The sequence below is a fragment of the Streptomyces laculatispora genome, from assembly GCF_017353455.1.
GTDB classification, from domain to species: domain Bacteria; phylum Actinomycetota; class Actinomycetes; order Streptomycetales; family Streptomycetaceae; genus Streptomyces; species Streptomyces laculatispora.
Map to the genome: position 1 here is coordinate 1 of NZ_JAFMPZ010000542.1, position 10,935 is coordinate 10,935.

Genomic DNA, 10,935 nt, shown 5'->3' on the forward strand with positions numbered 1-10,935 from the left:
TATCGCGGTGGCGGCCGGTCTGCGGCACGAGACCCTGCACACCACGAAGAACGACGACGGCAAGGAGATGCGGGTCTACACCCGCAAGCTGCCGGGGATCGTCCTCGGCGGGGCGGCGGACAGCCAGCTCGCGGTCTCCGTCGCCCGTCCCCTGAGCGAGATCGACGCGCCGCTGTCCACGCTCGCCTGGATGCTCGCCATCGTCTCCGGCGTCGGCGTGGTCGGCGCGGGCGCCGCCGGTCTCTGGGTCGCGCGCTCCGGTCTGCGTCCCGTCGACGAACTCACCGAGACCGTGGAGCACGTGGCCCGCACCGAGGACCTCACCGTCCGCATCCCGGTCGACGGCGAGGACGAGATCGCGCGGCTCTCCCGGTCCTTCAACTCGATGGCCGCCTCGCTCGCCACCTCCCGGGACCGCCAGGCCCAGTTGATCGCGGATGCCGGGCACGAGCTGCGCACCCCCCTGACCTCCCTGCGCACCAACGTGGAGCTCCTCGCCCGCAGCGACGAGACCGGCCGGGCCATCCCGCCGGACGACCGCAAGGCGCTGATGTCCTCGGTCAAGGCCCAGATGACCGAACTGGCCTCGCTCATCGGCGACCTCCAGGAACTGGCCCGTCCGGACGCCGCCCAGCCCGGCCCGCTCCAGGTGGTCGCCCTGCACGACATCACCCGCACCGCCCTCGAACGCGCCCGCCTGCGCGGCCCGGAGCTGACCATCACGGCGGAGCTGGCCCCCTGGTACGTACGCGCCGAACCGGCCGCGCTGGAGCGGGCGGTCGTCAACGTCCTGGACAACGCGGTGAAGTTCAGCCCGCCGCGCGCCACGATCGACGTGGTCCTGCACCGAGGGGAGCTGACGGTCCGCGACCACGGCCCCGGCATCCCCGCCGACGAACTCCCGCACGTCTTCGAACGCTTCTGGCGCTCCCCGTCCGCCCGCCAGCTCCCCGGCTCCGGCCTGGGCCTGTCGATCGTCGCGCGTACGGTCCAGCAGGCGGGCGGCGAGATCGCCCTGCTCCCGGCGGACGACGGCGACGGCACGGTGGCCACGATCCGGCTGCCGGGGGCGCCGCAGCCGCCGCCGGACGCGCCGCTGGGGTGAGGGGGCGGGCGCCGCCGGAACTCCGCCGCGAACTGTGGAGCCCCTCCGACAGCCAGCCGGTCGAGCAGTCCATGCACATCACGCGGATCGCGCCGGTACCTCTCCGCCTGAGTCCGCAGTACCGCGAACACGTCCACCGGAGTGCTACTACGCAGGCCGCGCTGCCCTGAGCGAAACGTGACGACGCCGCTACGGCGGGACTTCCGTCAACCGCATCGCCACCACCCCACAGCACGGCATGAAAGGAACGACGCCATGAGCTCCGACAACCCCTTCGCCCGCCTCCCCGAGGCGGCCTCCTTCACCGTTGTCAGCACCACCGTCACGCACGGCGCCGCCTGGTCGATCGAGCAGTACTCCGGCCTCTCCGGCGTTCTCGGCGGGAAGGACGTCTCCCCACAGCTTTCTTGGAGCGGTGCCCCGGAAGGCACCAGGAGCTACGCCGTCACGGTCTACGACCCCGATGCCCCCACCGGCTCCGGGTTCTGGCACTGGGCGGTCGCCGACATCCCCGCCACCGTCACCGAGTTGCCCGAAGGCGCCGGCGACGACACCGGCTCGGGCCTGCCCGGGGGCGCCTTCCAACTACCCAACGACGCCCGCGCGGCCCGCTTCATCGGCGCCGCCCCGCCGGCCGGACACGGCCCGCACCGCTACTTCACCGTGGTGCACGCCCTCGACGTCGACACCATCGGCGTCCCCGCAGACGCCACCCCGGCCGTCCTCGGCTTCACCATGGCCGGCCACATCCTCGGCCGCGCGGTCCTGACCGCCACCGCTGAGACTCTCGCCTGAAGAACAGCCATGCACCCCGCGTCGAGTACAACTGGGCCCTCCACCTGGGCAAACGTCCAGGTGGAGGAGCTGATGACCGCGGCGAACCGGCAAACCACTCCCCACGCCTAACCCTCCCGGCCACCAGCCCCGAGGCCGGTCACAAAGGGCGCCCGAAGCTACAGGAAGCTTCGGACGCCCCCGACTGTGGCGACAGGGTCAACTAATGCTGTCCACCACCCGCCCCACCAAGCTCGGCCAGCGCGCGAACCTACACAGCCACAGCGCATCATCGGTCCGCTCGTGGCCAAGCGCGGACGACCGAAGCGTTGTGAAGATGATCTCGGCTGGGCAGACCCGGAGCCCCGAACGGGGCCGTTTCAGGAGAAGGACGGCGCCAGAGGAGAATGACTCAGGAGGTGGACGGCTCGATCTCCCCCGCGAAGACGATGACCTGGTCGATGAGGCTCCGCCGCAGATGGACGACGTCCGTTCCCGCCAGGCGGGGGCCTCCATCCGGCGTCGTGAAGACCCACTGGTACCGGGCCCACTCGTCCGGCATGTCCACCGCCGAACAGCGCACCATCGTGCCGGTCCCCGCGGGGTGGCGCCGGATGTCCAGCACGAACCGCTCGACCGCCACGATCCCCTCACTGCGGCCCAACGGTCCCCAGAAGACCACGTCCGAGGTCAGGGCCTGGGAGAGCAGCGCAGTCACATAGCTGTCGTCCGAGGCGTTGAACGCGGAGATGAACGTGTCGATCGCCGACCGCGCGGCCTCTTCCTGCATGCACCAGTAATACCAGTCGCCTTGCGGACCGCGCTCGCCCCGTGAGCCGTCTCCCGACCACGGTGAACCATCCCGGTCACAGCGCCAACCAGCGCGGCGGTGGCTTCGACGGAGCGCGGGCTCGGCACACTCAACTGTCGCACCAGGTCAAGCAGCATGGCCGAAGCCGGCAACGGTCAGGTCCTGCTCGCGCGGCGGGGTGAAGTCGACGATTGATCGAGCATCGGACAAACCCACCTCGTGAAAGCCCGAGGCGAGTCGCCGAGTACGGGGAGCCGGGTCCTGCCGCCGACGTGGAGGACCGCGTGGGGACGCACGGTCCACTCGATCCACGTACCGCGATGACTGAGCGAGAATCCGCAGGGCTCACCCCGGTGCAGGGACCCGAGAGCACCGATACAGCCTCCGCCGTCGACCCAGCTCAGAGCCCGGTGCCGCTCCAGGGGCGGCAGTTCAGGTGCGAGCGAACGCACGTCCACCCGGATCTGCCGGATCGCGTCCGTCGGCCTCGGGGTGGAAGAGCGGCGGACGTCGGCGATCTCGTCCGCCTCTATCGTCCGGAACGTGACCCGCTCGCACCAGAACGCTTGTGCGGCGGGGGCCGCGGGTTCGGGATCACTCACCACGTCGCCTCCTGAGGCTCACCCAAGGGACCTCCTTGCCCGCAACCGGCGTGACGAGCGGCAGGCAAGGAGGCCCGTCGGAACCCCCCAATCCGCGCAGAGACCAGGGGTGTTGGCCGCCACCGGGTCAGCCCGTGGCGCCACGTCACGAAGCTAGCGCGTGATGCAGATCCGTATCAAGCGTTTGATTTCTAACGAGTGAGACGAACAACCCGCCACACGCAGCAGGCAGCCGGCAGCAGAACGGGTGGCCCCCCACCCTGCGCCGGTGGGGGGCCACCCGAGACGGACGAGACGTGGTCAGCTACACCAGATCATCGAACTCGCCGGCCTTCGCCCCGCTCAGGAACGCCTGGAGGTTCACGCGGGTCGTACGGACGACCACATCCGGGTTGTCGCTTTCCCGCATGAGGATCTCCCCTCCGCTCTCGGCGAGTTCCAGGCAGTTGTCGCCGTCGGCATCGGCGGACTTGGACGACTTTCGCCACTGAATATCCATGCTTCTCACGCCTTCATACTTGCTCTGCGACTTCCTTGATGAAGTCTCTTGAACTCTGCGGATCGAGCGATCGGCCTTCCGTCCGGTCGAGCACCGCACGGAAGGTCAGAAGACGCGCCTCGGCATCCACGAAGCCGGAGCCACTCGGCGTGTCCGTCTGCACCGTGTCGAGCTGCGCGACCGGACCGTAGACATAGTGGGTGGAACTCCCGGAGTTCGGGAAGCCGCCCGCCGAGAACGGGATCACTCGCACCGTGACGTTGTCCCGCTCCGACTCCTTCAACAGGTGGTCGAGCTGGCCGGCCGTGACCTTGCGCCCGCCGTACTGCATCCGCAGGGCCGCCTCATGGATCAGGAAGACACACATGGGCGGATCCGGGCGGTCCAGAACGTCCCGCCGCCTGAGCCGGTGCGACAGCCTCCGCCGCAGACCGGCCGGGGTCGGCACGGGCAGCGCTTCCGCATAGACAGCACGTGCGTAGTCCTCGGTCTGGAGCAACCCGGGCACATGCATGATCTGCACGGACCGGAATCCGGTCGCATGGTGCTCCAGTTCCGCCAGGTCGAGTGCGCTCACCGAAAGTTCACCGCGGTAGTCCTCCCACCACCCCTTTATCCGCTCCTCAGCCATATCGACCAGCGCGTCGATATAGGCCGCGTCGGGGCAGGCATAGGCGGCGGCCCACGTGCGCACGCGCGTGCCGCTCACTCCGAACCTGCCCGACTCGGTGTTGCTGATCGTGGTGCGGTCCGTACCCAGCAGGGCAGCGGCTTCGGTCGGCAGCAAACCGGCCCGCTCGCGCATCTTGCGCAGCTCCGCACCCAGTCGGCACTGCCGCGCGGTAGGGGGCTTCCTCGGTGGCATCAGCCTCTCCTCTTGTCGAATCCCAGTGTGTCCGCATCCCTCGAAGGGGTCTATTTCTTGCTCTAGTTATGAATAGATCCACAACACTTGATACACATCATTACGGTAGTACCTACACCGATCGGCACGCAGGAAAAGCCGAAGTTCGGCCGTACAGAGCTGCGTTGCCCCGTACGGCGACTGCCGCCGTTCAACGAGCGACACACCCGTTCAGTCCGCAGTGCGTTGGGAGTACGACATGAGCCACGCCACTACACCTCCCCGGCCCGTCAATCCGCTCGGCGGCGAGACCTACCGGCTCACCCTGCCGAACACCGCCAGCGCGGCCAAACTCGCGCGTGACTTCGTCACCTCGCTGCTGAGCCTCAGCAGACACCACGACCTGGTCGAGGATGCGCAGATCTGCGTCACCGAAGTGGTCACCAACGCCCACCGCCACACCCAGACGGCCCTGATCCGCGTCCACGTCGCGGTCAACCGCAAGCGGGTCACCGTCGCCGTGACGGACGACGGGCCCGCCGCTCCGCCGCTCCTGCGCGCACTGTGCGTGGGACCCGAACAGGAGCGCGGGCGGGGGCTCATGATCGTGGAGAGCCTCGCCCTCGCGTGGGGAGCGAACACCGCAGGCGAGCATCACCCCGGCCGCAAGGTCGTCTGGTTCACGCTCGGGCGGCCCGTCCTCGACGACGGCCGGGCGTAACCGTCCCGGCACACCACACAAGCGGGGGCGGCAGGCCATCCGGCCCGCCGCCCCCGGTCTGCGCCTACCCCGACGGACCGCAATGCGCCCCACCACCGGCGCGGCTTCGCGCTGCGCTCCTTCGCCATGCCCGGTTCCGGCCTGGGCCCCAGTTCCCCGCGCCATGCAAGAGGTCGACTCGACGCCCGCTCGGCAAGCCCAGCCCCGGGCGTGGCTGCCTGCCGTGACGTGGCTGGTCGGCGCCCGTCTGCACCCGCGCGCAACAGAGACGACGCTGATCGTGGCCCGGGACTTGGCGGCCAGGATGGACTACCGGCTGGGCTTCGTCCTGTACGACCTCGACGGCACAGCCGCACGGTGCGGGGTGTCAACGGCGACGGTGAAGCGTCACGTCCGGGTGCTGCGGGAAACTGGGCGCGCTGGTGTGGCACCGGCACGGCACGAAGAAGAACCTCCGGCTCCCGGGCCGCCCGTACACCGCTACGGCGACGATCTACGCGGCGACGGTCCCGGCCGCGTACGACGAGGCGATGGGGCACCGGCTCGACGGTGCCGGGTACCGGGCGCGGGTCGCCGGAGTGACGGACAAGGGACGGGCGCTCGCGGCGAAGACCGTCGTCCGGCCGAATCCACACCCTGTGGGCAACGGGCGTGCTCGCAGGCGAGTTTATGCACAGCCTGCACCCCATTCTCCTGGGCGGCACCACGACGTACCGACCTCTGATCTGGACGGGGGCTTCAACTACACCTCGCGCACGTGCGCGCGACGTGCGAGCGCGACGCCTCCCAGGAGACCTGGGAACGAAGGAAGTTCATCGGTCAGGAGCCCGTGGCAGGTGGCCCGTGACATCCAGATCGCGCGGCGGGTGCGTCCGCTCGTCAGCTGGACCCAGCCGGAGGGCCTGCGCCGTCTGGCCTTCGCACTTCGCCCGCTGATCGACCGGGGCCTGGAGGCCCACGACATCGCCGCCGAACTCATCGGGATGGCCGTCGGATGGCGCCCCGCACGACCGGCCGCGTACATCGCCGCCGCTCTCGCCAGGGACCGGCCTGCCGCACCGGCCCCCACGGCGGACGCCGAACTCGCGGCCGACCCCGCCACCCACCAGGAGTGGCAGCGGTGGCTGAGCAGCAGGCAGCTGGACACCCCGCCGCGTACGGACGCCGACCGCCGCCACGCCCGGCTCTACGCGTGGGACCGGTGGTACGAAGTGGCCAGCCACTACGACGACGATCCCGACGACGCCCTGGACCTCTACGGAACCCGGCTGTGTGCCTACGCCGTCAAACGGGCCGCCCTCGCGACCGGCTCCCCGTCGTGACCCGGAACGGCGCCTCAGGCCCCCGGGTTGTGCCGGATCAGCGATTCCACCAGCCCGGACCGGGTAGCCGGGAAGTCCAGCGGGACGATGCCGAGACCGGTCCAGCCGGCCGTCCCGGAGCCTTCGAGGAACGACTGGACCTGCGGGTTGAGCCGGTCCGCGTTCCAGCGGGGCGGCATCAGGGCGGCGGTCGAGACGTAGTTCATGAAGAGCTTGCCCGGCTGCGCGGCCGCCTTGCGGAACTGGGCCTCGATCTTGGGGTACTTGGCGAACGGCTCCGCCATGTAGTCGTCCTGGATGTCGAAGAGCCCCGGATCGGCGTAACGCACCCCGGGCAGACCCCCGTTGTCGGCAAGCAGCACGACCTTGCCGCGCGCCTTCCCGAGCGCCGGCAGTGCGGGATCGATGTGGAACAGCGGCCGCCAGCCCCTGACGTCGAGATAGTCGTCGAAGACCGCCCGGAACGCGGCGTCGTTCTCCTCCGAGTACTCCTGCTTGACCCGCATCAGCACGGTCTCGGTGGGGTGCGCGGCCAGGAAGTCCCAGCAGGCGCCCAGGACATCGCCGAACATCAGGTTCTGGTACGAGGCCCCGTGGTGGATCGCGAAGGAGCCGCCGGTGATTCGGCACCGCACGTCGAGGAAGCGCAGTCCGCTGTTCAACTGCTCGGCGATCGTGGTGTTCTGGCACTCGGTCCAGGGCCCGCCGTAGCGGGCGCCCGAGTCGTGCGAGCCGGGGATGGTGAGCCGCCGCAGATCGGTGGCGTCCGCGATGCCGCTCATCCAGTCCTGGGTGGTGAGGGTCTGGCGGGCCGAGGCGCGGGCGGGCGCCGCGCCCAGGAGAGCGGTGGCGGAGACGGCCAGTGCGCCGGCCAGGAAGTTCCGGCGGTTACCGATGTACGGGCTCATACGGGAGTGCCTCCGTGTGCCGTGTGGGGGTCAGCTCACGAATTATGACGGGTGCACGTCACTTACGGAATACGGCTTCCCCAACCGGCACGGCCGAAGGGGGCCGGGAGGGGCCGGATCGGGTGACTCCCGCGCCGCGGCCGCGCCGGGTCGTCCCTCGCCGCCTTCGCACACCCGGAAGCGGCCGGGTGCGGTGGCTCGTACGGCAGAGCGCGGACGGGGGCGGCAGGCCGTCCGGCCCACCGCCCCCGCGTTCCCGCTGAGTACGTCCTACTTGATGACCGTGATCCGGTCCGTCGCCGGCGGCGCGAGCGGCGCGGCGGCCGTGGAGTGCGCGGCCAGGTAGGAGTTGAACAGGTCCAGGTCGGAGGCGCCGACCAGCTTGTTGGTGCCCTGCCCGAGCGCCGCGAAGCCGTCGCCGCCGCCCGCCAGGAACTCGTTCATCGCGACGCGGTACGTCTTGGCGGGGTCGATCGCCTCGCCGTTCAGCCTGATCGTGTCGGCGACCACCCGGTTCGCGCCCGACTTCGTCATGTCCAGGGTGTACGTGAGGCCCTTTGACACCTGAAGGATCTTCGGGCTGGCCTCGTTCGAGCCGCTGACCTGCTGCTGGAGCGCGCTGACGAGCTGCGCACCGGTCAGGTCGAGGACGTTCATCATGTTGGTGAACGGCTGCACGGTGAACGACTCGCCGTACGTCACCACGCCGTCGCCCTCACTGCCCGACGCCTTGTACACCAGGTCGGCACGGATGCCGCCCGGGTTCATGAAGGCGACGACCGCCCCGCCCTTGTCCGCCGGGGCCAGACCCTCCAGCTGCGCGTCCGCGATCAGGTTGCCGAGCGGCTTCTCCGGTGCCGTGGAACTGCGGCCGTTGATGTCGGCCGAGATGAAGCCCTGCGGCCGGTTCGCGATCGGCGCCGCGAGGGTGTTCCAGCGCGCGATGAGGGCCGTCATGTCCGTGGCCGGGGCCTGGTCCCTGTTGACGATGTGGTTCGCCGAGACCGGGTTCGCGGGCGCGGGGTGCTGCGGCTGCCCGTGGTGCTTCGAGGACTTCGACGTACCGGAGCCCTTCACCGCCGTGCGCACGATGTCGTTGGTGCGACGGTCGTAGGTGAGCGTCGTGTCCGTGTACATCTTGCCGAACGACGAGGCCGAGGTGACCAGGCGCGGGTTGCCCGCCGGGTCCGGGATCGTGCACACGTACGCCTGGTGGGTGTGGCCCGTCACCAGCGCGTCGACCTTCGACGAGATGCCCTTGGCGATGTCGGTGATCGGCCCGGAGATGCCGTCACCGGCAGCCGGGCTGTCGCAGTCGTAGTTGTACGACGACGAGGCGGGCACGCCGCCCTCGTGGATCAGGGCGACGATGGACTTGACGCCCTGGCGGTCCAGCTCCTTGGCGTACTTGTTGACCGTCTCGATCTCGTCGTGGAACTTCAGGCCCTTGACGCCGTTGGCCGTCACGATGTTCGGCGTGCCCTCCAGGGTCACCCCGATGAAGCCGATCTTGACGCCGTTCTTCTTCCACACCGTGTACGGCTTGAGGATCGGCTTGCCGGTCTTCTCGCTCGTCACGTTGGCGGCGAGGTACGGGAAGTCGGCGCCCTTGAACTTCTTGCCCTTCTCGTAGCACCCCTCGACCGGGTGGCAGCCGCCGTTCTGGAGGCGGGCCAGCTCCGTGGCGCCCTCGTCGAACTCGTGGTTGCCGACGCTCGTCACGTCGAGGTCGATCTTGTTGAGCGCCTCGATGGTCGGCTCGTCGTGGAAGAGCCCCGACAGCAGCGGGCTCGCGCCCACCATGTCGCCGCCGGCCGCGGTGATCGAGTACGGGTGGCCCTTGCGCGCGGTGCGCAGCGAGGAGGCGAGGTACTCCACGCCCCCGGTCGGCACCGTACCGGCAGAGCTGGCCGGCGGCTCAAGGTTGCCGTGCAGGTCGTTGAAGGACAGCAGTTGCACATCGACGGTCCGGGCCGGCTTGTGGTGCCCGTGGTCCTTGCCGTGCCCGCGCTCCTGCGCGCCGGCCGGCATGGCCGCGACGAGCGCTCCGACGGTGGCAAGACCGGCTGCGGCGGCGAGCACCCGCCGGGGCGCGCGGTTCTTCTGCGGTGTCGCTGACATCGGTCCCCTTGTGAGTTCAGCGGGAGGTTTGAGAGTGGTGACGAGTCTGGAGACTTCGTGCCGCAGCCTAGAGTCAACGCGCGTAGCGCAACAGGTGTCCGGGGTTACGAACTGGTTGCCGTGTGATCGGAACGGGGCCATTCACCCATATGGCGTACATATGCAAGCAGAAACGTCACGGCTTGCATCAAGTCAGCAAATCTGTCTGCCATGGACAGCACCACCACATCGAAGGCAGTCGTCCCCGTTCAGCAGGGGGCCGAACTGCCGCCGCACTTCCACGAGATGATCGACGACCTGAAGTCGATCGTGCGGGGCGCGCACGTGCGCGCGCAGCTCAAGGTGAACACCGCGATGCTCCAGATGTACTGGGAGATCGGACGGACGATCCTGGAGCGGCAGCAGAAGGAGAAGTGGGGCGCCAAGGTCGTGGGACGTATCGCGACCGAGCTGCGTACCGAGTTCCCGAACCAGCGCGGATTCTCCCGCAGCAGCCTGCACTACATGCTGAAGCTGGCGCGTCTGTGGCCTGAGCCAATTGTCCAGCAGGCTGCTGGACAATTGCCCTGGGCCCATCTCCAGGTCCTCATGGACAAGTGCAAGACCCGCCCCGAGCTGGACTTCTACATCCAGCACGCAGTCGCCAACGGCTGGTCCCGGGACGATCTGACCTCAGCGATCCATCACACCCTGCATCTCTCCCACGCCGCCGCACTCAGTAATTTCGATGCCACGATCCCCGAGCGCTCCGCGGCCGCCAAGGAGATCGTCAAGGACCCCTACCGGCTCGACTTCACCGAGCTGGAGGGCCGGCCTGCCGAGCGGGATCTGGAGAACGCGCTCGTGTCCCGGCTCGTCGGGTTCCTCACCGAGCTCGGCGTCGGCTTCGCCTTCGTCGGCCGCCAGTACCCCATCGTCGTGGGCGACAGCGAGTACCGCATCGACCTGCTCTTCTACCACTGCAAGCTGCACTGCTACGTCGTCCTGGAACTGAAGACCCGCAAGGCCCACCCCGAGCACTTCGGCCAGCTCGGCTTCTACGTCTCGGTGGTCGACGACCTGGTCCGGGACAAGGAGCGTGACGAGCCCACCCTCGGCATCCTCATCGCCGAGAGCCGTGACCGGGCGATGGTCGAGTACGCGCTGCGCGGCCACAACCAGCCACTGGCCGTCAGCACGTACGCCGGGCTGCCCGAGCGGATGCGCGCGCTGCTGCCCGCCGCCGAGG

Annotated in this window: 10 protein-coding genes and 1 pseudogene; 5 read left to right on the forward strand and 6 right to left on the reverse strand. The window is 69.2% G+C overall.

What is annotated here, in order from left to right:
- The coding region (locus J1C73_RS28705; protein ID WP_207318925.1) for a HAMP domain-containing sensor histidine kinase at positions 1 to 1,105 on the forward strand (1,105 nt) is incomplete at its 5' end.
- 23 nt (positions 1,106 to 1,128) lie between these two features.
- Here J1C73_RS28705 and J1C73_RS36290 read toward each other — a convergent pair.
- Positions 1,129 to 1,242: pseudogene (locus tag J1C73_RS36290) on the reverse strand (VapC50 family PIN domain-containing toxin); the annotation flags it as partial.
- Between the two features lie 118 nt (positions 1,243 to 1,360).
- Between J1C73_RS36290 and J1C73_RS28710 the strand changes: the two are divergent.
- Entirely contained in the window at positions 1,361 to 1,900 is a 540-nt protein-coding gene (locus tag J1C73_RS28710) for a YbhB/YbcL family Raf kinase inhibitor-like protein (RefSeq protein ID WP_207318926.1), read from the forward strand.
- 391 nt (positions 1,901 to 2,291) lie between these two features.
- Here J1C73_RS28710 and J1C73_RS28715 read toward each other — a convergent pair whose 3' ends face one another.
- From J1C73_RS28715 to J1C73_RS28725, 3 genes are all read right to left on the reverse strand, one after another.
- Complete coding sequence (locus tag J1C73_RS28715; protein WP_207318927.1) at positions 2,292 to 2,669, reverse strand: nuclear transport factor 2 family protein; 378 nt, start codon at positions 2,667 to 2,669, stop codon at positions 2,292 to 2,294.
- Positions 2,670 to 3,596: 927 nt separating this feature from the next.
- Positions 3,597 to 3,791, reverse strand: a complete 195-nt coding sequence (locus J1C73_RS28720; RefSeq protein WP_207318928.1) for a DUF397 domain-containing protein — start codon at positions 3,789 to 3,791, stop codon at positions 3,597 to 3,599.
- Positions 3,792 to 3,804: 13 nt separating this feature from the next.
- Positions 3,805 to 4,656 (reverse strand): helix-turn-helix domain-containing protein, encoded by an 852-nt coding sequence (locus J1C73_RS28725; RefSeq protein ID WP_207318929.1) that lies wholly within the window; start codon positions 4,654 to 4,656, stop codon positions 3,805 to 3,807.
- A 238-nt stretch (positions 4,657 to 4,894) separates the two neighbouring features.
- Here J1C73_RS28725 and J1C73_RS28730 point away from each other — a divergent pair, with 238 nt between their 5' ends.
- Both J1C73_RS28730 and J1C73_RS28735 read left to right on the forward strand, forming a co-directional pair.
- The gene (locus tag J1C73_RS28730; protein WP_207318930.1) at positions 4,895 to 5,356 is read left to right on the forward strand and encodes an ATP-binding protein; all 462 of its coding nucleotides are present in this window, start codon (positions 4,895 to 4,897) and stop codon (positions 5,354 to 5,356) included.
- An 836-nt stretch (positions 5,357 to 6,192) separates the two neighbouring features.
- Complete coding sequence (locus tag J1C73_RS28735; RefSeq protein WP_207318931.1) at positions 6,193 to 6,678, forward strand: hypothetical protein; 486 nt, start codon at positions 6,193 to 6,195, stop codon at positions 6,676 to 6,678.
- A 14-nt stretch (positions 6,679 to 6,692) separates the two neighbouring features.
- Here J1C73_RS28735 and J1C73_RS28740 read toward each other — a convergent pair whose 3' ends face one another.
- Both J1C73_RS28740 and J1C73_RS28745 read right to left on the reverse strand, forming a co-directional pair.
- The gene (locus tag J1C73_RS28740; RefSeq protein ID WP_207318932.1) at positions 6,693 to 7,586 is read right to left on the reverse strand and encodes a phosphatidylinositol-specific phospholipase C; all 894 of its coding nucleotides are present in this window, start codon (positions 7,584 to 7,586) and stop codon (positions 6,693 to 6,695) included.
- A 270-nt stretch (positions 7,587 to 7,856) separates the two neighbouring features.
- Complete coding sequence (locus tag J1C73_RS28745; RefSeq protein WP_207318933.1) at positions 7,857 to 9,707, reverse strand: bifunctional metallophosphatase/5'-nucleotidase; 1,851 nt, start codon at positions 9,705 to 9,707, stop codon at positions 7,857 to 7,859.
- Positions 9,708 to 9,917: 210 nt separating this feature from the next.
- On the opposite strand from J1C73_RS28745, the gene J1C73_RS28750 reads away from it, so the two are divergent.
- Positions 9,918 to 10,935 (forward strand): PDDEXK nuclease domain-containing protein (locus tag J1C73_RS28750; RefSeq protein WP_242644845.1); only part of this gene is annotated, 1,018 nt, incomplete at its 3' end.